Origin of the sequence: Aminipila terrae (assembly GCF_010120715.1) — a bacterium.
GTDB lineage: Bacteria > Bacillota > Clostridia > Peptostreptococcales > Anaerovoracaceae > Aminipila > Aminipila terrae.
Map to the genome: position 1 here is coordinate 2,124,144 of NZ_CP047591.1, position 23,284 is coordinate 2,147,427.

Sequence of the window (23,284 nt, forward strand, 5' to 3'; positions counted from 1 at the left end):
TATGATAACCGGAGAGTTAAAAAACAAAATAGATAGTCTTTGGGATATTTTTGCAGCAGGGGATTGGTAAATCCCATTGAGGTAATAGAACAAATAACCTATCTGATGTTTATTCATGATTTAGATGATTCAGATAATCGACATGCGAAAGAAAGCGCAATGCTAGGTCTGTCTTATAAAAGTATTTTCGCAGAAGAAATCATGATCGGAGAGCGTAAAATTGATGGAACTCAGCTAAAATGGTCCATGTTTCATGATTTTCCAGCAGGGAAAATGTATTCAGTTATACAGGAATGGGTATTTCCGTTTATTAAAACGTTGCATAGTGATAAGAACAGTGCATATTCAAAATATATGGACGATGCAATTTTTAAACTACCAACTCCATTATTGTTATCAAAAGTTGTGGACTCATTAGATGAAATCTATCGTTTAATGGCAGAAGCAAAAGACATAGATATTCGTGGGGATGTTTATGAATATCTTCTTTCTAAGATTTCACAATCTGGACGTAATGGACAATTTCGTACCCCAAGGCACATTATTCGAATGATTGTAGAACTTATGAAACCACAACCGGATGATACGATTTGTGACCCAGCCTGCGGTACCTCGGGGTTTTTGGTTGCAGCAGGAGAGTATTTAAAAGAACAGCATAAGGAAGAGATTTTCTATGATAGGCAGAAAAAAGAACATTATATGAATCGTATGTTTTTTGGGTATGATATGGATCGAACGATGCTTCGTATCGGGGCAATGAATATGATGACCCATGGAGTGGAGAGCCCGTTTATCGAATACAGAGACAGTTTATCTGATCAGAATCTGGACAAAGATAAGTATTCGTTGATTCTTGCTAATCCTCCTTTTAAAGGGAGTTTGGACGCGGATTCAGTTTCAAGTGATTTGCTTAAGGTATGTAAAACTAAAAAAACAGAGCTTTTATTTTTAGCATTATTTTTGAGAATGTTGAAAATTGGTGGCCGTTGTGCATGCATTGTTCCAGATGGGGTACTTTTTGGTTCATCAAAGGCACACAAGGATATTCGAAAAGAGTTGATTGAAAATCATAGACTGGAAGCAATGATTTCCATGCCATCAGGGGTATTCAAACCCTATGCAGGAGTATCAACTGGAATTCTGATATTTACAAAGACGGGACATGGAGGGACAGATAAAGTATGGTTTTATGATATGGCTGCAGATGGACTAAGCTTAGATGATAAACGAACAGCTGTAACGGAAAATGATATACCTGATATCATTGCGAGATTTCATAATCGTGAGAAGGAAGATGATAGAGCTCGTACAGAAAGATCGTTTTTTGTTCCCAAACAGGAAATTGTGGATAATGGATATGACTTGTCAATTAATAAATATAAGCAGGTAGAGTATATAAAGAAAGAATATCCGGCATCCACTGAAATCCTTGATAAAATCTTAAAAATAGATGAGGAAATTGCAAAAGAACTTTTAGAGCTAAAGGCAATGCTCCAATAAGTAAATGGAAAGGAAGCAAGTAAGGAGTGCTTGCATGCAAATTCAGATTTGTAGGGATGATTATGGAGATGATAAAAAGAGTAAAATTATCAGATATAGCTGACTTGATTACAAAGGGCACTACTCCCACGACTCTTGGATATGAGTTCGTTGATGAAGGCATAAATTTTTTGAAAATAGAATGTTTTAGAGAAGATGGTTCATTTTTGAGAGATAAAGTAGCACATATATCAAAAAAATGTAATGACAAGCTTAAAAGATCTCAGTTGAAATCTGGGGATATATTGTTCTCAATTGCAGGAGCTATTGGGCGTGTATCAATTGTTGATGAAAATATGTTGCCTGCTAATATCAATCAGGCATTAGCAATAATAAGAATTAGTAATGTAGAAGTATTTTTGCCTTATATAAGGTTGATACTTACATCACAAGTAGTAAAAAAACAATTTGAAAAAAAGAAGCAGGGCGTTGCACAATTAAACTTATCACTCAAAGATATTGGGGAGATTGTAATTCCGTTGCCTAATATGGAAAAACAAGTTAAATATTCAAATATATTTAAAAAAGTTACGAGTATTCTTAGTAAAAGATATAATCAGTTAGAAGACATAGATAATCTCATCAAATCCCGATTTGTCGAGATGTTTGGGGATCCGAAGATAAATCCAAAGGGGTGGGAGGAAGCAAATTTAGGAGCATATTTGGATGTGCTAACAGATTATCATTCTAATGGGAGTTATGAAACTTTACGAGATAATGTCACTTTATTAGATATACCGAGCTATGCATTGATGGTACGAACAACAGATTTGGAGAAAAACAATTTTGAAGATGATGTTAAGTATATCGATGAGCATGCGTACAATCATTTAGAAAAATCTAAAGTGTTCGGTGGAGAAATTATTATTAACAAGATTGGTAGTGCTGGAAAGGTCTATCTAATGCCATATTTAAACAGACCAGTATCGTTAGCGATGAATCAATTCCTCTTAAGATTTAATAAGGATATTTTAAATAATGTATTCATTTACCACTTACTTAATACACCATATTGTGAAAGTAAGATTCAAGATAGAGTTAGAGGAGCAGTTACTAAAACAATAACCAAGGATGCCGTTCGAGAAGTCGAGATATACGTACCACCGATTCACCTCCAAAACCAATTCGCAACCTTTGTCGAGCAAGTCGACAAATTGAAAGTTACAGTACAGGAATCGCTAAACGAAACGCAAATATTATTTGATTCATTAATGCAAAAGTATTTTGGATAACTTATATTTTTACATTGGGAGTTAGTGATAATGGGGAAGGAGAGACTATGCAAAAGGCAATAACATACTTGTATCCAGATGCAAACAATGCAGCAAATTTGAAGATGTTTCAAGATCGTACAAATCAAATTCGTGCTTTTTATTTTACTAGAGAAAGCTATAAACAGGTTTATGATTTGGATTTTTCATCAAACTATGCTATTTATTTTCTCTTTGATGACAGTGAAGATGAAAATATTGTGTATGTCGGGCAATCGGTCAATGGTATTCAAAGAATTGAAGAACATGTTAGAGTAAAGTCTTTTTGGTCATATGCAATTTTGTTTGTTACAGATAATAATAGTTTTGATAAATTATCAATAGATTATTTAGAATATGAATTTATCCAAAAATTTAAGAAAAGCAGTTATGTATTAACTAATAAAGACCTTAGAATTAACAAACCAAATGTTAGTACATATGATGTTCCTAATTTAGAAACGTTTATCAAGCAAATAGAATTTCTATTAAATGCAGAGGGAATTGCTTTTGATGAGAAGGTGGATGCAGCTGAACAGATGAAATATTATTATCCACCTTCAAAGCATAATGCAAAATTATTTGTAAAAGATGGAAAATTTATTTTATCAGCAGGGAGTGAAATAAAAAGACCACCTGAAACAACAAAACAATGGAAAGATAAAAAGCATTTTGAAAGAGGAAATTCAGTTATAGATGGCTATTTGGAGAACGAAAAAGTTAAAATAGTTGATGGTAAAATAATCACTCAAGTAAATTTGGCATTTAAGTCTCCTTCAGCACCGGCAGATTTAATTACAGGCCTATCTGAAAATGGTTGGAAATTTTTCAAAGGACTTGAAGAGTTACGAAATAATTAGCCTGATGCAGGAAGATGGTTATCACAGAGAAGGAGTAATTTCAGAAAACATAAATTAGTAAAGGAGAGCTCATAAATGACTAATTTTGATTATTTGAAAAAAGAATCACAATTTGATAGTTTTTCTGATGTTGCAATTGCAGCAGAAAGAATCATACATATTGATCCGGAAGCTTGTGTATTGAATTGTCGCCGAGCCATGGAGTTTGCTATAAAATGGATGTATTCCGTAGACAAATCACTAAAAATGCCATATCAGGATAAGTTAATCAGTTTGATGAGCACAGAAGAGTTCCATGATATTGTAGGTATGGATCTTTGGAAAAGATTAGATCTTATTCGTACACTTGGGAATAAAACTGCTCATGCCGGAAAGAAAATTACACTTGATCAGTCAACTTTATGTTTACAAAACCTATATATTTTTCTTGATTTTGTGTCATATTGTTATTCCGATGATTATGTGGAAGGAAAGTTTGATTCCTCTTTATTAGTGCAGGAGAATTCTTCTGAAGTAATAATGCAAGATTCACCAGATATAGATTTTAAGGCATTGATTGTTGAAAACCAAGCTTTGAAAGAGCAACTGACTGCAAGAAGAGAAGAACAGCAGCAGACCTATGTACCAAAGCCTCTAGATTTATCGGAATATAAGACTCGTAAAATTTATATTGATGCAATGCTTATGGATGCAGGTTGGCAAGAGGGGGAAGACTGGATCAATGAGGTGGAAGTACATGGTATGCCAAACAAGTCCGAAGTAGGATTTGCAGACTATGTGTTATACGATGATGCTCATAGACCTCTTGCTATTATTGAAGCAAAACGTACTTGTGTTGATGTTGCTAAGGGAAGACAACAGGCAAAATTATATGCAGATATTCTCGAAAAACAATATAATAGGCGCCCAGTGGTGTTTTTGACCAATGGATTTGAAACACGAATTATTGATAACCAATATCCGGAGCGAAAAGTTGCGGTGATTTACTCAAAACGTGATTTAGAAAAGTTATTTAATCTTCAAAGTATGAGGACAAGCCTGAAGAATATAAATGTGGATAAAAAAATTGCAGGCCGTTATTATCAAGAAGCTGCAATTAAAGCAGTCTGTGACTGCTTTGACACAAGAAATCGTCGTAAAGCTTTACTTGTTATGGCCACAGGATCGGGAAAAACCAGAGCCGTGATAGCATTATGTGATGTATTGCTTCAAGCGGGCTGGATAAAAAATATCCTTTTTTGGCAGACCGTAACTCGTTGGTAACACAGGCAAAACGAAATTTTGTAAATCTTCTTCCTGATTTGTCAGCAACAAATTTGTGTGAAGACAAGGATAATTACAATTCACATTGTGTCTTTTCAACATATCAGACCATGATAAATTGTATCGACTCCATAAATGATGAAAAAGGAAAATTGTTTACTTGTGGACACTTTGATTTAGTAATATGTGACGAAGCCCATCGTTCGATTTACAATAAGTACAAAGATATTTTTACGTATTTTGATGCTCCACTGGTAGGGCTTACGGCGACTCCAAAAGATGAAATTGATAAGAATACTTATCAGATCTTTGAACTGGAAAATGGAGTTCCCACCTACGGCTATGAGCTGGCACAAGCAGTTAAAGATGGTTATTTAGTTGATTACCTATCTGTAGAAACCAAGTTGAAATTCATAGAGCAAGGTATTGTATATGATGAATTAACAGAACAAGATAAAGAAATATATGAAAATACATTTGAAAATGAAGATGGTGAGATACCAGAGAGTATTAGTTCATCAGCCCTAAACACATGGATTTTTAATGAAGATACCATAAAGCAGGTGCTTCATACTCTCATGACGGATGGCATTAAAATTAACTATGGAGAAACATTAGGAAAAACAATTATTTTTGCAAAGAATCATCAACATGCAGAAAAAATTCTGGAAGTGTTTAATAAAGAGTATTCTCATTTAGCAAACTATGCAAAAGTAATTGACAATTATATGACTTATGCTCAAAGTGCCATCGATGAATTTTCTGAGCCCAAAAAACTGCCACAGATTGCAATTTCTGTGGATATGTTAGACACTGGGATTGATATTCCGGAAGTTGTGAATCTTGTTTTCTTCAAGAAAGTGATGAGCAAAGCAAAATTCTGGCAGATGATTGGTCGTGGCACGCGTTTGTGCCCAGGACTCTTAGATGGTGAAGATAAACAGAAATTTTACATTTTCGATTTTTGTGGTAATTTTGAATTTTTTAGAATGGGAAATGGAAAGCCAACAGCCAATATGCTTGCACTGCAAGGAGCAATCTTTAATTTGAAATTTCAAATTACGTATAAATTACAGAATATCGAGTACCAAGAAGAACGTTTAATCACATATCGAAATGCATTAGTGGATATGATGTCTGAAAAAGTTCAAGAACTTAACAGAGACAACTTTGCAGTGAGACAGCATATCAAATATGTGGATTTGTATTCAAATAAGGATAATTACAATACTTTGACTTATGAAGACACGTTACTTGTAAGAGAAGAGCTGGCACCGCTTATATTGCCAGATGGCGATGAAGCCAGTGCAGTTCGGTTTGATGCGCTTATGTATGGCATTGAACTGGCATATCTGGTTGGGAAGAAATATACACGTGCCAGAAGTGATTTGTTAAAACGAGTAAATGCCATTGCCAGTGTGGCAAATATTCCTGAAATACAGGTACAGACAGAATTGATTAATAAGATACTTCACACAGATTATGTAGAAACAGCTGGGATTAATGAATTTGAGCATATTCGACAGAATCTTCGTCATTTAATGAAATATATTCTAAAGGTATCTGTTCGATATGATACTGATTTTGAAGATAGTATTCTATCAAAAGAGTGGAAAGAATCAGAGCTGGATGAGGATGAGCTAAAGAACTATAAGGCAAAGGCAGAATACTATATACGTCAGCATCAGGACAATATTGTAATTGCAAAATTAAAAACTAATAAACCATTAACCAGTGATGATGTGATTTCTTTAGAAAGGATTCTTTGGAGCGAAATAGGAACGCGAGAAGATTATGAAGAGGAATATGGAAAGAAACCCCTTGGCGAGTTTGTGCGTGAAATCATTGGATTGGATATGAATGCAGCCAAAGAAGCCTTTTCTGAGTTCCTAGAGAGTACAAATATGGACAGCAGACAAATTTATTTTGTAAACCAGATTGTTGAATATATCATCCATAATGGAATTATGAAAGATTTGTCAGTGCTTCAAGAATCGCCTTTTACTGATAAAGGTAGTGTGGTGGAAATTTTCACAAATCTTAATGTCTGGACAGGAATTAGAAAGGTAATTGACCAAATCAATACAAATGCAATAGCATAAAAACAAAAAATCTTCTCAAGTCTTGTAAATACAAATTTGAGAAGATTTTCATTTGTTTTACTTTTTTATACCTTTGATTATCTCATGAATATTAATTATCTGCATCTCATCCAATGTGTTTAAATCTTCAATAACAGATTTAATTAATGCTGGGTTGTTGATTTCCACGTCAAAAAACTCTTTTGGAGTAATATTAAAGTAGTCACATATATAAAGAAACTCTGTCATTGAGGGTAATGCTTTACCTGAAACAATACTATGGATATAGCTGGGACTATGACCTAGGTCAATACTCAGACTTCTTTCGGATATGTTTTTTTGAATACGTAATTCACTAATTCTATTACGAATAAATTTATCATCCATATGCTCACCTCTATCTAATTGTAATAGATAGTATTGCTCATTTTGGACGAATAAATTAGTTATTAATCTTGAAATATATAATTATATCGTCTACAATAAGTATAATATACGAATAGATTAGCTATAAGGGGTGAATTAATTTTGAGTATGAGAGCGATATATCGCAAAATCGGGAAAAAACATGGCGTAAGCCCTATGGAAGTTAAAATGGATATGCAAGCTGCTATTGATTATGCGTTCCAAAAGCCTGATAAATCTGATAAGGAAAAGAACATACAGAGAAGTATGCCGCATAAGGGTGCAGTCCCTACAACAGACGAATTTGTACAATATTTAGGTTATAAAATTAAAAGAAAATAAAAAAGATTATCTAAAGCGAATAATGTATGATTTAGTCGAAAATTGTAAATTTGTTGCCAATAATACCGTAATACTCATAGCGTATAATGTTTATAGAGGTTGTGTTAAGTAATATGGAGGAACGTAGTATGGCATTAATAAAATGTCCTGAATGTGGACAAGAAATTTCAGCTAATTCTGTTAGCTGTTTTTATTGTGGTTGCAAAATAGGTGAAAATGATTTAGATTTGGTCCAGGAAGACGATTGCTCAACAGATGAGAAGACAGTTCCTAAGGGAACAAGAAGTTTGGAATATAACAAAATCGGAAAAAAAAGTATTATAGTCGGATGTATATTTTGGATTATTGGTTTCTTTAAAATATTTATTTACAATGGAGGGGAAGAATACTCCAGTAACTCTATTAATGCTTATGTTGGTGGTGATGCATACAACCTTATCATTAATGCTACTTATTTTGCTGGACTATCAGTAATTGGAGGTACGTTAATAATATCAGGAATACTTGTGATGATATATGCAAAACTTCAGGAGAAGTCTTATTAAAACAAAGACTAGGTAAAACATGGGTGACACCCAGACAAAGCGTTGCTGTTATTCAAGATGAATAACATACAGGTAGCTTGGATTGTTTATTTGATTGAAAATAGGCAATTATAATAGCTACCTGTTTTTTTTATTTTCAAGGAGTGTTTCTAATGTCAGGATTGCAAAAATAAATAAAGCTAAAATAAATGATTGACTCTGCCCTTAGGGTGGGGTTTACAATGAGCTGGAGGAGGGGATGATATGGACAATAAAGTAACGATTAGTGATTTTGCCAAATTAACTAAAAGTACATTAAAAACCATCCTGTACTACCACAAGATTGGTTTACTAAAAGAACCAAAGCGCTCTGATGGGGATATCGCCTGTATGGAGCTGAGGAACTTACACGGATGAGGTTAATCCAACGACTCAAATCACTGGGAATGGATTTAAAAAGTATCAAGGAAACATTAGGAGATTTACAAGATCCTAAAACCATGAGGGAGGTCCTGCAGTCCTTGAGAGTTGAGTTGCTAAGGGAGAAGGAAAATCTTGAAGAGCGACTGACTAGAATTGATATGCTGCTGAGTACGGATAATATACTCTTAAATGATGATAGTATTAATTCTTCCTCCTTTCAAATGATTTCAGAAGTGCTGGGCCAGAATCAAATGGAAGAATATCTGAGGGAATGTCCAGGACTCTATGATCAGCATCAGAAATTGTATGGTATACTAGATGATTTTCAATGGGGAGAGGATTACACGGAGAATTTTCAGAAACTGGCAGAATATTTCAAAACCCATCCGGAACAGTATCAAGTGGCTCTGGATTTAGGAACACGGTTAGGTAAACTGGGCACTATGTCAGAAAATGATCCTGAAGTAGAAAATCTTGCCAGAGAGTCTGCAGAATTTATTATAAAGACGCCGGAATTAAAAGAGATGTTATACAATCAATCTGGATTTACTACATCTTATGAAAGTTTATTTGATGAGATGGCTAGTGATGTACTTTCGCCAGCTCAATTGAAGCATAAGAAACTTTTTCAACAATATCTGAATTATAGACCGAAAAAATAAACCAGTATTTAAAAAATTTATTGTATGACAAAGGAGGTAATGGCATGAAAGATAACGCCAATATGACAAAAGGAAAGGCTTTTATGGTACCTTTCGTTCTTATGGTTATAATGGGTCTGGTTTTGTTTGCTCCCGCTGGTTCTTTGAAATTTTGGGAAGGGTGGGTGTTCCTGCTGGAAATATCCATATTAACCTTTTTCATTGCTGCTTATTTTATGAAGAGAAATCCTGAACTGTTAGCAAGACGAATGCAGCATGGTGAAAAACAGACCACCATAAAAACTCCGGTGATTTTAAAACTGTATTTCCTTGGCTATATAATACCGGGGATTGATTTTCATTTTCATTGGTCAATGGTTCCAGACTGGGCTATAATTGTGTCAAATATTATAGTAACGGCAAGCTATATATTCATTATTTACGTTTTTAAAGAAAATAGTTTCGCTTCTACAGTTGTACAAGTAGAGAAAGGACAGCATATTATCACAACAGGTCCTTATGCCATAGTTCGACACCCAATGTATTTAGGGTTATTATTAATGTCATTGTTTACCCCTTTGGCCCTTGGTTCATACTGGGCCATTATACCTATGCTTCTCTTCATACCCCTAATTATAATCAGGATAATAAATGAAGAAAAAGTGCTTTTATGTGAGCTCCATGGTTATAAAGATTATTGTTTAAAAACACGCTATCGATTAATCCCATTAATATGGTGAAAAAGAAACTGGGAGTACAAATTTTATAAGGTCCACTTTTTATACTCATATAGTTGTTCAAGTATACTTCTTCTCTGTGATTCACATAGTTCTGGGTTTATGATAGAAATATAGCCATAAACCTCTTGAGAACTCATTTTCAGGGGGAGAAGTCTTTCACTTGAGAATTGGTTTATGATTTTTATATCCAAGGATTCATTAAAGGATAATCCTGCCCAGTGATTATTCTGGATAAAACCTAAACAATAATAGCGTGTCATTAATTTTAGATTATTGGTCACATTGTTTACTACTGTAATCAGCGGCCATTTATTGCAGGGACTTTTTTTATAATGAATGACCAGAGACATTAGCTCCTGAGAGATATCTTCAATGATGTGCTCCCGTTCCACAGCAGATATTTTATTATAATCTGAGCCAATATCAATGTTCTTTGAAAGGTATTCAAAGGCTTTATCGTTAAATAACTGCTTAATCTGCTGGAGCTTTTCATGATTGACTTCAAAGGAAATTAAGTCATAGGACAAGCTTTCGATTATATCCTTTATTGTTACCGTCATATCTTCTATGCTGCTGTATGCCTGGATTGAATGAATGATACGGTCATAAGGCAAGCCTTCTATGGGGCCGTCTACGATATAGGTGATGATATTTTGAACCGCATGAATCTCATCTTTTCCAAATTCGTATATTAATTCCAAGGAGTTGGCGGAGCAGGTGTCCAGCAGTAAAATATCAATTTTTTTATCCATTTCATTGGCAGCCCTGTTGATGGCTCTCACCATTTCAGGAATTCCCATTATATAGGGGCCTTTCTGCTGTAATCAATCATCATACCAACACAGTCATAACTATGCCCCCTAACAGGAGCATATACCTTTTTGCAGGATAAGACGCCATCCCCCATTTAATGAAATGACAGAGTTGTTTAGGATCTGCCATATTAACTTTTTTTAGATTTCCTGTCAGGTGCAATTTCCCCTTGCTGACAAAGTAACGTCTGACTCCGCTCCAACTGTTATTATTTTTTATATCCATATCATGCCGAATAAGCTGAACAAGTTTATGTTCTGCTCTGCTTATTTGTATCACCACGTGAACATTAGGATTTGATTCTGCCTTTTCCAGGGCAAGTAAAGATTGCCGTATTTCTGGCTCCAGTTCATTATTACCATCTGCATATATCAAAATGGTCCAGTCAACTTCCTGTTGAATTTTTTCCAATTGAATCTCTCCTTGCAAAGTAGTGGCATGACTTCCATGTTTTATCCATTGAATGGTAACTATATCTTAAATATTGAAAAAAGATATCCCTCGTACCACAGGGTTAGGGGTTTTATTGATTAACACGCCAGCATCATCTGTGTAGAAATCTGCCACGGCCAGGTCCATCTTACCATCCTTATTAAAGTCTGCAGAAACAATTTTAGCAGGATAAGTGTTTACTGGGAAGAATTGTGCTCCCAGAAAAGCACCATTACCAATTCCAAGCAAAATTGCCACCCGGTTATTGGCTGTGTCTGTCACTGCCAGATCAATCTTGCCATTGCCATTAAAGTCTGCAGACACGATACCACTTGGATTGATTCCGGCAGAGAAAAACGTTGGTGCTTGGAAAGTACCATCCCCATTTCCAAGAAGAATAGCAACTTTATTGGTATCATTATTTACTACTGCCAGATCCATCTTACTATCACCGTTAAAATCATTTGCTGTTATATACGTAAGTCCTGAGCCGGCAGGGTAAGGAACTGCGGGCTTAAAGGTACCATCCCCATTTCCCAGCAAGACATTAATCTGGTTATCGCCACAGACTGCTGCCAGATCCATTTTGCCATCTCCGTTAAAGTCAGCCGCTACGATTCCATCTGCAGCAGAGCTTATGGGGTAGGTAACCATATTATTAAATGTCCCATCACCGTTTCCAAGTAGTACGCCTATTATATTGCTGGCTGCATCGGTAATAGCAAGATCTATAGGTCCGTTGCCCCTGAAATCAGCAGATATAAGGTTAATGGGGTTTGGACTTACGTTCAATGCCACAGCAGTTTTGAAAGTACCGTCCCCATTTCCGAAAAGAAAAGCAATATCACCGCCATTTGAGTCGGCCACAGCTAAATCCATATGGCCGTCCTTGTTGAAATCAGCAGCAGTTACAGCCGTTGGATTTGTGCCTACAGCATAAGTCACAGCGGGTTTAAAAGTACCGTCCCCATTTCCCATTAGTATGGAAACAGATTCGTTCTGATTGCATGCCATTGCCAAATCTATGATTCCCTTGCCGGTTAAGTCGGCGGCTGTTATACCATAAGGACCACGATTAACTTTATAAAACACAGCCGGGTCAAAAGATACACCCATATACTATCTACTCCTTCATACATTATAATTAATAATTAAAAATTTCTTGCTGATAGATTTATTACTTTAAAGTATGCAGGCTATTCCATTGGTGCTACTGTATTTGAATAGAATGGATACATGTGAAGACCAAGAGCAGAAGACGGTAAAGGATTTGTTTTTTAGCAAAAATGAAATTACATCTTGCATAACTTCGCATTTTATGGTATATTCAGATTATTAAGAAAATTAAAAAATATATCGGATTAAATCTGATTATAAGATTCCCCTGTAAGGTATATCAGAAATCAGTATTTTATCTAATAAATTAAATGGAGGGATGATATGCCAGATAAAACATTAATCTGTAAAGAGTGCGGAAAAGAATTCATATTTACTGAAGGTGAGCAGGCTTTCTACAAGGCCAAGGGATTTGAAAATGAACCCCAGAGATGCCCGGAATGCAGAAAAGCAAGGAAACATCAGAACAATAACAATAGCAATAAGAATTATAAATAATACAAGTGCAGAACTACCTGCAGGATTAAAACTCCTGCAGGTTATTTTTTTGTAAAAATTCTACAAAAATTATGACAGATTCTATGAGTTATCAATAAATGTAATTATGCAATTAGACAAGTCATATATTTAAACATTTAAAATTAAGGAGGAATGAAAAGTTAATGTTTACTGAAAAGGAACAAGGAGGGAAAAATGGAGAAATTTACATACACCAATCAACCAGCGTTGAGAATATTATCGGATGAGCAAATTTCCACAATACACGAAAAAGCCCTATATATTTTGGAAAACACCGGAGTTTATTTTCAGGATGAAAAGGCACTTGAAATACTGGATAAAGGCGGAGCCAAGGTAGATTATCAGACGAAGATTGTTAAATTCCCTTCAGAAATAGTAATGGATGCAATTAGAAAGGTACCCGCTGCATTTCAAATGTACAATCGCTATGGGGAGGCTGTGGTAACCTTAGGGGAGAATAATGTTTACTTTGACCCAGGCTCTGCCGGAATCCGTTTTCTTGAGTCGGATGGAAAGACGGCTCGGGAAGCCGCAGGTTCTGATTTGGTTAAGGTAGCCAAGGTTGGTGAATCCATGAGTCATATTGACTTACTTGCCACGGCTTTGACTCCATATGACATTCCACAGGATATTGGAGACAGCTATAGAGTCTATGTGCTGCTTAAACATTCCACAAAGCCTTTTATTACAGGGGCTTACTCGGTAGAAGGAATGTCAGCTATCAGGGAACTGCTGGCAATTGATGCAGGTGGTTATGAAGCTTTAAAAGCAAAGCCTCGTGCCATACTGGATATAACTTCCATATCCCCATTAAAGTGGACTAAGATCAGCTGTAATAACATCATTGATGCAGCCACTTACGGTCTGCCTATTGAGACCATTTCTGTTCCTTTGTTAGGGGCGGCTGCCCCGGCAACTTTAGCAGGTTCTGTATTATTGCATACGGTGGAAACTTTAAGCGGTATTGTACTGACTCAGCTGGTTAACCCTGGCAATCCTATGATATATGGCGGGGCGCCTATGCTCTTTGACATGAAGAACCTAACCACATCTTTAAATTCCATAGAAACCAACTTAATTAGCGGAGCTTACTCACAGATGGGCAAATATTATGGCATACCTGTTCATACCTATGCGTGTCTTAGTGATTCAAAGGTCAATGATTCACAGGCAGGATTAGAAAGTGCCATGAGTGGGACATTAGCATTTTTATCAGGTATCGATGTAATTTCTGGCCCCGGTATGCTGGATTTCTGCAACACATTCAGTCTGGAAAAGTTAGTAATAGATAATGAAATCTGCGGTATGGCTCAACGATTAGGAAGAGGTATAGAATTTTCTGAGGAAACATTAGCTGTGGACCTTATCTCTGAAACTGGTGCTTTTGGGGATTACCTTGCTACAAAACATACTTTAAAATGGTTCAGAAAAGAGCCATATTTGCCGTCAAAAGTAATCGACCGTACCAACATCTATAATTGGCAGGAGAAAGGCGCCAAGTCCAGCTTTGAACATGCCCGGGAAATCGTGGAGCAAATTTTAAATGATACAAAGACTACTGGACTGTCAGAGGAGGTAAGTAAAGCATTAGATGATGAATGGAAGAAAATAGCTCGTAATAATGGGGAATTAGATGAATCTTCAATAACAGATACATTGGTATAAATGTATTGATCCATCCATAAGCAGTAATCCAAATTATTAAATTAAAGGAGGAATACTTATGACAGAAAAAAAGGAAGAAGATCAATCTTTAAAAAGAGGATTAAAAACAAGACATTTGAATATGATTGGCCTGGGAGGGTCTATTGGAACCGGTTTATTTGTGGCCTTAGGGTATAATATTTCGGCAGCAGGGCCTGGGGGAGCCTTATTAGCCTATGCGGTTATGGGGGTGTTAGTTTATTTTATGATAACAAGCCTTGGAGAAATGTCTGCAGAAATACCCATTTCCGGTTCATTCTCGGCATATTGCACCAGATTTGTTGATCCGGCTCTTGGATTTGCCGTTGGTTGGAATTACTGGTTTTCCTGGGCTATTTGCGTGGCCACGGAACTTCTTGCCGGATGCATCCTGATTAAATTCTGGCTGCCAGATGGAAATAGTGTCATTTGGAGCGTACTATTTCTGGTTTTAATTTATCTGCTCAATTTCTTCTCTTCCAGGACTTATGGAGAAGGGGAATTCTGGTTCGCCAGTATTAAAGTATTTACGGTTATTGTATTTTTAATCGTGGGTGTTTTAATGATTTTGGGAATTATAGGCGGAACTTCACCAGGATTTAAAAACTGGACTGTAGGGGAGGCACCTTTTGTAGGTGGGAGCATGGCAGTATTAAGTGCCTTCCTGCTGGCAGGCTTCTCATTTCAGGGAACAGAAATAATTGGAATTGCAGCAGGAGAAACAGAAAATCCAGAAAAGGCAGTACCTAAAGCTGTCAATCGGGTTTTCTGGCGTATCTTACTATTCTATTTTGGTGCTGTAGCTATCATTGGATTCCTTATTCCTTATACAGATTCTAATTTGTTAAAGACAGGAATTGAAAATCTGGTTTATAGCCCGTTTACCTTAGTATTTGAGAGGTTGGGTTTAGCAATAGCAGCTTCTCTTATGAATGCAGTAATCCTTACATCCGTTTTATCCTGCGGAAATGCAGGGCTTTTTACTGCCACAAGGATGTTATATTCACTAGCCCTGGAGAATAAGGCACCCAAAGTGTTTACCCATGTGAATAAACGGGGAGTGCCAATCACAGCCCTGAATGTAACGACTTTGGTAGGTGCTCTTTGCTTCTTAGCCACACAGGTTGGTTTAAATACAGCATATTCCTGGTTGCTGAACATAGCGGCTTTAACAGGTTTTATTGCATGGCTTGCCATTTCTGTATCCCATTACTTCTTCAGGCGCGCTTATATAGCCCAGGGAAAAAAGGTGGAGGATTTGAAATACAGAGCTAAACTATATCCTTTCGGACCTATATTTTCCTTTATCCTTTGTGCCTGTATTATTTCGGGTCAATATTACGCTTACGGAAATTATACATTAGAAGGATTTATGGTGGCATATATAGGACTCTTTGTATTTATTGGATGTTTTGCAGGTTATAAGATAGTAAAAAAGACTAAGATGGTCAAACCATTAGAAGCAAATCTTGATTATAATGACAGTGATGATCACCAGTGAGAAATCAGGTAAAGGGATCAGGGGAGCATAATAATATATGATGTAAAAAAACATAAATTGTAAAAGGACCATAGGCATTATGCGGCTATGGTCCTTTTAGTTTAATTGAAAGACAACTGGATATTTAAGGAGAAATATTACAGTATCGTACCTTCTGTGTAACTCATCCATAGATTAAAATAAATCGTAACAGATTGAGCCGGCAAAAACTATTAATGTGACAATTTCAAGTGCCTTTCCTACTGCACTAAAATTTGATAATTCAAAATCTAAATTGCTGAACCAATACATATTCATCTTCCTTTCTTCATTTAATATTATTGAGATATAGATATTTCCTTTTAAATTTCTTACCAGAATTATTCCCAGTAAATATTTTTTCTTCTTTGAGGTTATGTCATACTGTAATTGTAGATTTTATATCCTTGCTATCTCTTTACAAGTTAACTATAATACTAAATATAAGATTAGTAAAACGCATATTTTTCATCACATTGATGAAAAAAATTCATAAAATCAAAAATGAGGTGATTATTATGAATATTTCTCAATATGAAACATTTCTAAAGACCATAGAACTGGGCAGCTTGACCAAAGCGGCTGAAGTCTTGGGCTATACTCAGTCAGGTGTAAGTCATATGCTGAATGCACTGGAAAGCGATTGTGGGCTGAAACTGATGGTGCGAGACCGTTCAGGAGTACGTATTACTGCGGATGGACAGCAGCTTTTACCCTATTTCCAAGGCATCTGCAATGGACAGCATAATTTATCTGAAAAGATAAATGAAATTCATACCCTGGAATCTGGCCTTGTGAGGGTGGGCACCTTTACCAGTGTATCTGCACAATGGCTCCCAGGTATAATCAAAAGATTTCGTGGGGATTTTCCCAATATTCAATTTGAACTGTTACACGGGACAAATGAGGAAATTGAAAATTGGGTTATAAACGGACGTGTGGATTGCGCTTTTGTGAAAATACCTACAAAGCAACAATTAGAATCCATTTTTCTCAGGAGAGACCCCTTTGTCGCTATTTTACCTGAGAATCACATACTGGCAAAAGAGCCTTTTTTATCTGCGGCAGCTCTGTCAGAGTATCCATATATTAAATTGGATGAAAGCGTGGACGATGGTATAACAGAGATATTAGAAAGTCATCACATTAAACCCAATGTCTGCTTTGTTGAAAAAGAAGACTATGCCATCATAGCCATGGTGGATAACGGATTGGGAATCAGCGTTCTGTCAGAATTAGTTCTAAAAGATACTGCCCGTAAAATAGTAATTAAAGATCTTGAATTTCCGGCAGACAGAGATTTGGGAATTGCAGTTAAAGATAAAAATATGCTTACGGCTTCCGCACAAAAATTTTTAGGATATGTACAGCTATGGATTCTGGAGGAATACGGTCCCACTCCATAAATTTTATTTAAGGACCATGATGAGATAATTTTCAGAGAAATAGGTGTTGATTAATTCACATTTATAGGTAGAAAGGACGGAAAAGATGATAAAACCAGTTGGAATAATTTGCCCTTGTGAGGGAGAGTTTAAACCTTACATCGGGGATTTTAAAGAAGAAACAAAAATGAATAAGGCAGGATTAACATTTTTACAAGGAACATTAGCAAATACGGCTGTAGTGTTTGTAATTTCAGGGGTATGCAAGGTTAATGCAGCTCTTGCAGCACAGATGCTTATAGATATGTACCAGGTAAGAATGATTATTAACTCAGGGACAGCCGGGGGAATGGCATCAGAGGTGGGACTGCTGGATACGGTGGTATCCACGGAGGTATGTTATCATGACGTGAATATTGTAAACATAGTAGAGCTTTATCCTTTTATGAATGCAGAGGATCCATATTTTAAGGCAGATGAAAATCTTCTTAAATGTGCTGAATCGGTAGTAGAAAAGGGCAATTTTCCACAGAAGATTCATTTTGGAAGGATGGCTACAGGAGAAAAATTTATAGTAGATAAAGAACGGAAAGAAATCAACGAGGCCTTTGCACCATTATGTGCGGATATGGAAACAGCCGCCATTGCACATGTCTGCTATGTTAACAAAGTTCCATTTATTGCAGTAAGATCCATTACAGATACAGAAGAACACAGCGGCGTTGATAATTGTGAAGCAAACTTCCTGGCTGCGTCTGAACTTTCAAAGAATTTTGTCCTGCAAATGCTTCAGGAAATATAAATTAAAATATTACTGGTAAAAGAATTGAAAATTATGTCCTGTGAGATTAAACTGTAAATATATTCTATTATTGTAAGCTTCACCGGTTGATTAAAACAAGGAGGACAAAATGAGAGAAATTCGTAAACTTACTAAAGATGATTTGGATCAGTACAGAGAAATTACATATAACGCCTATCCCAGCCTGCGGGATTTTAGTGAAGAGGGCATCAGGGAATATAACCAGTCGGTTTTAGACATTATTGAAAATGATTCCAAAGTTGGATTCTACGGATTATTTCATGACAGTAAAATGATTGCTGTCATGAGGCTGTTTGATTTAGAAATGAATTGCTTTGGTAAGATTTTACCTGTTTCAGGACTTGGATTTCTTGGAGTGCATGCTGCGTATAAAAAGATGGGGGCTGCCAGAGAAATGCTCACATTCTATGAAGAACTTTACAGAGAAAAGGGTGTACCTATTGGAACATTGATACCATTCAGACCGGATTTTTATAAAAGGATGGGCTATGGGATAGGAACCAAGATGAGCCGTTATCGAATAGATACGGAAAGAATACCAGCTTATTTTGGTGAAAGCCATATTGCTTTTATCGACAGGCATGAAATCACCTCTTTGCTTGAGTGCCATGGAAGAGTTGTAGCAAAGACCCATGGCATGGTGATGAAGCATCGGAAAGAAATAAGTGAGATGCAGGAGGCTGAAACTGTCCGATATCTGGGATGTTATGATGAAAGCAGAGTGTTACGGGGTTATCTTTCTTATGAATATAAGTACCCGGTTCCAGGTAACTATACACGAAATGAAATTTTTATCCGTGAGTTTGTTTTTGAGAATAAGGATGTCATGAGGCAGCTTTTGGGGTTCTTGCGAAAACAGGCAGATCAGGTACAGATAGTTGTATTTAATACAGAAGATGATAATTTCTATTATCTGTTTAATAATCCTACAAATGACGGATATACTTACATAGAACCATATGGTTATCTGGAAACAAATATGCAGGGTATCGGCGCCATGTACAAATTGTTTGATATAGCAGGAGCCTTTGCACAGTGTGCTCACAGAAATTATAACAATGCAAACCTTATTGTATGCTTTCAAGTAAAAAATGAACTCTACGGAACGGAAAGCAGAACAGCAATCACCTTCACGAATGGTATTGCTGAAGTTAGCCCAGAGACAACAGTTGCGGATGTAACTGTGACGGTTAACGGGGCTGATTTTGCGCCTATGTTCCTTGGTTCTGTTTCTCCTTTGGGTCTGTATAGGCTTGGATTATTGGAAGTAGACAATATGGATATGCTTGAAGAGGTAGACAGGATTTTCTATTGCAGTTCTAAGCCAGTGTGGTATTCAGACCTGTAAAATATTTAAACCATTAAAGCAATGAAAACTCTTGAATAGTAATAAAAACCTCTGAAATCAGAATATTATATCTTATATGAGGAAAAATATCTGATAAATAGGATATAAGACGCTTAGACGTTGAAGATTGAATGATAAGGAGAGTTTACTATGGGAGTTTTTAAGAAGAATAAAAATAAAAATGAAAAAAAGAATGATGGTAAATTTCACTCAAAGCACATCAAGCATGACCCTCAGGCCGAAAGTGCAAGAGCTGTGTTTGGGCTTAATAAGCAGGAAGCAGATGAGCAGGAAAATCAATAAAGCTAAGACAGCCTCCAATCGTTATGGTTGGGGGTTATTTTTTTTAATCGAAAATCTATCCTTAAACACTGATATGATGTATAATTTTTCCAAAGAGATAAAAACGGATAATTAGGGAGAAGTATTATGGATATTATTGAAATTTTACAAAATGTAAAACAGGATTACCAGAACAATTACGGATTAAAAAATTGTTTTGAAGATGTTTATAATTATCATAAGAGCATGGCCGACTATGAATGCACTCCTTTACATTCTCTGGATTGCATGGCAGAAAAATATAATGTAAAAAAATTATATGTGAAAGATGAATCCATGCGTTTTGGACTTAATGCATTTAAGGGGCTGGGTGTCAGCTATGCAGTACATAAAATTATGGAAAAATATCAGAAAGAGAAGTGTACATTTGTTAGCTGTACAGATGGAAATCATGGAAAAGCGTTAGCGTGGATTGCATGGAAGTCAGGTCAGAAAGCGGTTATATTCATGCCTAAGGGCAGTGAGGAACGGCGCGTTCATGCAATTCGCCAGTATCAGGCAGAAGTGTTTGTGACAGATATGAATTACGATGACACGGTTCGATACGCCGCAAAATTTGCTAAAGAAAAAGGTTTGTTTTTTGTACAGGATACAGCACTTCCAGGTTACGAAGAAGTCTCAGAGAATATTATGTATGGGTATTCCACCATGATAAGGGAGGCTCTGGAACAGATGAATGAGAAACCTACCCATATATTTTTACAGGCAGGTGTTGGTTCTATGGCGGGGGGAGTGGTCTGGTATCTATATGAGAAATATGGAATGGATTTACCATTTATCGGTATTATTGAATCAGAAGCAGTGCCCTGCATTTTTCAATCGGCTAAGGAGAACAGGCTGATCAGCATAGGAGGAGAACCTCATACTATCATGGCAGGATTAAACTGTGGAGAAGCGAATTATATTTCATTCCCATTATTGAAATCCCTGTCGGCCTGCTTTATTCAGTGTAACGACCAAATTACTTTAAAAGGTATGTACCGTGGGGAAAACCCTATAGGAGCAGATATTTCTTTTAGTTCTGGAGAATCAGGAGCTGTGGGACTGGGTCTGATTGAGGAAGTTTTACAGAATCCCAATAAGATGTGGAAAGAACAATTAAAATTGAATAAGGAATCTGTAATCTTACTATTTAGTACGGAGGGAAGGTTATCATAAAAACACACAGCCGGGGAGAAAACTTTGATTACTTTAAGATGTAATTAAAAAATTAGCAGATTATTACTGGTATTATTTACTATTTGGTGTAAAATTAAATATAAAGTATGTGTGTAGCATAAATAAAATAAAAGGAGCAGTTTAAAATGAAAAAAATAATGTCGATTATCACTATTGTTTTACTGATACTTTCATTAACGTTGTCCAATGTTTTTGCAGACCAGAAAACAGCTGCTAAAGCAATTGAATTTAGCAATATTGATTACACGAAATCAAATTATGTCAGGGTTATTTTAAATAATGAGCAAGTGAAATTTGATGTAAATCCTGTTGTTAAAGATGGAAGGACTCTGGTACCTGTGAGAAAAATCTTTGAAGCCATGGGAATGGAAGTAAAATGGGATGAGGCAACTAAAGAAATAAGTGCAGAAGGAGAAGGGGCTACAATTAAAATGAAATTAGACAGTTGTGAAGCAGCTGTTAATAATAAAGAGGTAACACTGGATGTTCCTGCACAAAGTATTAATAACAGGACCCTGGTTCCTATTCGATTTATATCAGAAAGTTTAGGATATCATGTAGTATGGATTGAAAAGTCAAATCTGATATTGATGAGTAAGGATGATATCTGGGAATGGCGTACTACCGGATATGAATCACGACCGCCATATATGGAATGTGAATATAAGTTCATTAATGGTGTACAGCAATTAACAGAGTTTAGATATACTGGTAAGGTAAAACAGGATGCATCCGTTAAAGTGTCTAACAGTAATTTAAAACCAGATAAAATCTATTTGTCGTTACCTGATTTACCTAAAACAATCAGTTCGTATTATACGTATACCGGTGACTTAATATCGGAATGTTTAATATCCCAGATACGCTGCGAATCAAAATATTACGATAGTTTAAACAGCTCTACAACTAAAGTGTATATTGCAGGAACTAAAATAGGAGGCGGAAGTGAACCCTGTGTCATCGGCTGGAAAGTATATGAAGAAGGCATTGTAGTAGACAGTGGAGATTTTTATTTTTCAGGAGTAGCTAACGGAGAGAGTTTTAAAGATCAGGTTGTTTATATAGAGGACCTAAAACCAGGGGTTCAATATAGAATGGAGATTTTTGGCGAAAGGTAAAATATTATGAAAACGGGAATCGTAGATGTAGGGGGCGGACTCAGAGGTATCTATGGAGCCGGAGTATTCGATTACTGCATAGATAAAAAAATCACCTTTGATTACTGTATAGGTGTTTCGGCGGGAAGTGCAAACATTGCTTCTTTTTTAGCAGGACAAAGGAAACGTAATTTTTTATTTTATCTTGATTACTCATTCCGTAAAAAATACATGAGCTTACATAACTTTATTAAAAGGGGCTCCTATATTGATCTGGACTATGTATATGGGGTCTTAAGCAATGCTAATGGGGAAAATCCTCTTGATTATCAGGCAGTTTCAAAGAATCCTGCTGAAATGAAAGTAGTCGCCTCTGAAGCGGTAAGCGGAAGAATAAAATATTTTGAAAAGAAAGATTTACGGGAGAATGATTATGGTATTTTGAAGGCATCCTCTTCTATTCCGGTAGTTTGCAAGCCATATGCTTTTAATAATACTCTTTATTTTGATGGGGCTTTAGGTGACCCCATACCAATCCGACAGGCTTTTTCAGATGGCTGTGACAGAGTAGTAGTGATTCTTACAAAACCCAGGGATGTGGTTCGTTCGCCAATAAAAGATGAAAAGCTTGCAAGGTTCTTGAAAAGGAAGTATCCGGAAGCAGCAAAAAACCTGGAGCTAAGAGCAAAAAGATATAACGAAAGTGTTTTTCTGACTAAAACCCTAGAAGAGCAGGGTAAGGCCTTAATTATTGCTCCGGATAATATAGCGGGAGCAGATACACTTACCAAGAATAAGGAAGTACTGCAGCGTTTATATCAAAAAGGATACAATGATGCAGAGAAGATTTCAGGGTTCTTGAATTTGCACAAGCATTTTGGTGTGGATTTAAAAGAATATGTTTAGATTATAGCAACCAGGTAACGATATGTTGATAACAGAATGGAGTAGTTTTTAAGG

Annotated in this window: 22 protein-coding genes and 1 pseudogene; 19 read left to right on the forward strand and 4 right to left on the reverse strand. The window is 36.2% G+C overall.

Annotation, left to right across the window (positions count from 1 at the left end):
- The first annotated feature begins 39 nt into the window (after window positions 1-39).
- The 4 genes and pseudogenes from Ami3637_RS10045 to Ami3637_RS19150 form a co-directional block, all read left to right on the forward strand.
- Entirely contained in the window at window positions 40-1,500 is a 1,461-nt protein-coding gene (locus tag Ami3637_RS10045; protein WP_330586599.1) for a class I SAM-dependent DNA methyltransferase, read from the forward strand.
- Window positions 1,501-1,568: 68 nt separating this feature from the next.
- A complete protein-coding gene (locus Ami3637_RS10050; RefSeq protein ID WP_162362454.1) occupies window positions 1,569-2,771 on the forward strand; it encodes a restriction endonuclease subunit S in 1,203 nt (400 codons plus the stop codon).
- Window positions 2,772-2,785: 14 nt separating this feature from the next.
- Window positions 2,786-3,649 (forward strand): GIY-YIG nuclease family protein, encoded by an 864-nt coding sequence (locus Ami3637_RS10055; protein WP_162362455.1) that lies wholly within the window; start codon window positions 2,786-2,788, stop codon window positions 3,647-3,649.
- 198 nt (window positions 3,650-3,847) lie between these two features.
- Window positions 3,848-7,011 (forward strand): annotated as a pseudogene (locus tag Ami3637_RS19150) (DEAD/DEAH box helicase family protein); the annotation flags it as partial.
- Window positions 7,012-7,071: 60 nt separating this feature from the next.
- Here the strand turns inward: Ami3637_RS19150 and Ami3637_RS10065 are convergent.
- Window positions 7,072-7,380 carry a helix-turn-helix transcriptional regulator gene (locus tag Ami3637_RS10065; protein ID WP_162362456.1) on the reverse strand — a complete coding sequence of 103 codons (309 nt, stop codon included), beginning with the start codon at window positions 7,378-7,380 and terminating at the stop codon, window positions 7,072-7,074.
- A gap of 147 nt (window positions 7,381-7,527) precedes the next feature.
- Between Ami3637_RS10065 and Ami3637_RS10070 the strand changes: the two genes are divergently transcribed.
- The 5 genes from Ami3637_RS10070 (at window position 7,528) to Ami3637_RS10085 (ending at window position 10,068) form a co-directional block, all read left to right on the forward strand.
- Complete coding sequence (locus Ami3637_RS10070; protein ID WP_330586934.1) at window positions 7,528-7,740, forward strand: sporulation initiation factor Spo0A C-terminal domain-containing protein; 213 nt, start codon at window positions 7,528-7,530, stop codon at window positions 7,738-7,740.
- 128 nt (window positions 7,741-7,868) lie between these two features.
- The gene (locus tag Ami3637_RS10075) at window positions 7,869-8,285 is read left to right on the forward strand and encodes a hypothetical protein (RefSeq protein ID WP_162362458.1); all 417 of its coding nucleotides are present in this window, start codon (window positions 7,869-7,871) and stop codon (window positions 8,283-8,285) included.
- A 243-nt stretch (window positions 8,286-8,528) separates the two neighbouring features.
- The gene (locus tag Ami3637_RS17505; protein ID WP_243157984.1) at window positions 8,529-8,681 is read left to right on the forward strand and encodes a MerR family transcriptional regulator; all 153 of its coding nucleotides are present in this window, start codon (window positions 8,529-8,531) and stop codon (window positions 8,679-8,681) included.
- Complete coding sequence (locus Ami3637_RS10080) at window positions 8,678-9,349, forward strand: MerR family transcriptional regulator (RefSeq protein WP_243157985.1); 672 nt, start codon at window positions 8,678-8,680, stop codon at window positions 9,347-9,349. The genes Ami3637_RS17505 and Ami3637_RS10080 overlap by 4 nt, the downstream gene beginning before the upstream one ends.
- Window positions 9,350-9,393: 44 nt before the next feature.
- A complete protein-coding gene (locus tag Ami3637_RS10085) occupies window positions 9,394-10,068 on the forward strand; it encodes a methyltransferase family protein (protein ID WP_162362459.1) in 675 nt (224 codons plus the stop codon).
- 23 nt (window positions 10,069-10,091) lie between these two features.
- On the opposite strand, the gene Ami3637_RS10090 is transcribed toward Ami3637_RS10085, so the two are convergent.
- From Ami3637_RS10090 to Ami3637_RS10100, 3 genes are all read right to left on the reverse strand, one after another.
- The gene (locus tag Ami3637_RS10090) at window positions 10,092-10,868 is read right to left on the reverse strand and encodes a hypothetical protein (protein ID WP_162362460.1); all 777 of its coding nucleotides are present in this window, start codon (window positions 10,866-10,868) and stop codon (window positions 10,092-10,094) included.
- A 31-nt stretch (window positions 10,869-10,899) separates the two neighbouring features.
- Window positions 10,900-11,292: a hypothetical protein gene (locus Ami3637_RS10095; protein WP_162362461.1), complete on the reverse strand. Its 393-nt coding sequence runs from the start codon at window positions 11,290-11,292 to the stop codon at window positions 10,900-10,902.
- Window positions 11,293-11,358: 66 nt separating this feature from the next.
- On the reverse strand, window positions 11,359-12,429 hold the full coding sequence (locus Ami3637_RS10100) for an FG-GAP repeat domain-containing protein (protein WP_162362462.1): 1,071 nt from the start codon (window positions 12,427-12,429) through the stop codon (window positions 11,359-11,361).
- A gap of 324 nt (window positions 12,430-12,753) precedes the next feature.
- Between Ami3637_RS10100 and Ami3637_RS10105 the strand changes: the two genes are divergently transcribed.
- From Ami3637_RS10105 to Ami3637_RS10145, 10 genes are all read left to right on the forward strand, one after another.
- Complete coding sequence (locus tag Ami3637_RS10105; RefSeq protein WP_162362463.1) at window positions 12,754-12,927, forward strand: zinc-ribbon domain-containing protein; 174 nt, start codon at window positions 12,754-12,756, stop codon at window positions 12,925-12,927.
- A gap of 195 nt (window positions 12,928-13,122) precedes the next feature.
- Complete coding sequence (locus Ami3637_RS10110; RefSeq protein ID WP_162362464.1) at window positions 13,123-14,613, forward strand: trimethylamine methyltransferase family protein; 1,491 nt, start codon at window positions 13,123-13,125, stop codon at window positions 14,611-14,613.
- Between the two features lie 58 nt (window positions 14,614-14,671).
- Window positions 14,672-16,132: an amino acid permease gene (locus tag Ami3637_RS10115; protein ID WP_162362465.1), complete on the forward strand. Its 1,461-nt coding sequence runs from the start codon at window positions 14,672-14,674 to the stop codon at window positions 16,130-16,132.
- Between the two features lie 536 nt (window positions 16,133-16,668).
- The gene (locus Ami3637_RS10120) at window positions 16,669-17,556 is read left to right on the forward strand and encodes a LysR family transcriptional regulator (protein WP_162362466.1); all 888 of its coding nucleotides are present in this window, start codon (window positions 16,669-16,671) and stop codon (window positions 17,554-17,556) included.
- An 85-nt stretch (window positions 17,557-17,641) separates the two neighbouring features.
- The gene (locus tag Ami3637_RS10125) at window positions 17,642-18,337 is read left to right on the forward strand and encodes a 5'-methylthioadenosine/adenosylhomocysteine nucleosidase (protein ID WP_162362467.1); all 696 of its coding nucleotides are present in this window, start codon (window positions 17,642-17,644) and stop codon (window positions 18,335-18,337) included.
- A 109-nt stretch (window positions 18,338-18,446) separates the two neighbouring features.
- Window positions 18,447-19,706, forward strand: coding sequence for a GNAT family N-acetyltransferase (locus Ami3637_RS10130; protein ID WP_162362468.1), 1,260 nt, complete (start codon window positions 18,447-18,449; stop codon window positions 19,704-19,706).
- A 150-nt stretch (window positions 19,707-19,856) separates the two neighbouring features.
- Window positions 19,857-20,009: a CPC_1213 family protein gene (locus tag Ami3637_RS17100; protein ID WP_202931040.1), complete on the forward strand. Its 153-nt coding sequence runs from the start codon at window positions 19,857-19,859 to the stop codon at window positions 20,007-20,009.
- 126 nt (window positions 20,010-20,135) lie between these two features.
- Window positions 20,136-21,206, forward strand: coding sequence for a diaminopropionate ammonia-lyase (locus tag Ami3637_RS10135; RefSeq protein WP_162362469.1), 1,071 nt, complete (start codon window positions 20,136-20,138; stop codon window positions 21,204-21,206).
- A 146-nt stretch (window positions 21,207-21,352) separates the two neighbouring features.
- Complete coding sequence (locus Ami3637_RS10140) at window positions 21,353-22,345, forward strand: copper amine oxidase N-terminal domain-containing protein (RefSeq protein WP_162362470.1); 993 nt, start codon at window positions 21,353-21,355, stop codon at window positions 22,343-22,345.
- A gap of 6 nt (window positions 22,346-22,351) precedes the next feature.
- Window positions 22,352-23,230: a patatin-like phospholipase family protein gene (locus tag Ami3637_RS10145; protein WP_162362471.1), complete on the forward strand. Its 879-nt coding sequence runs from the start codon at window positions 22,352-22,354 to the stop codon at window positions 23,228-23,230.
- The last annotated feature ends 54 nt before the right edge of the window (window positions 23,231-23,284 follow it).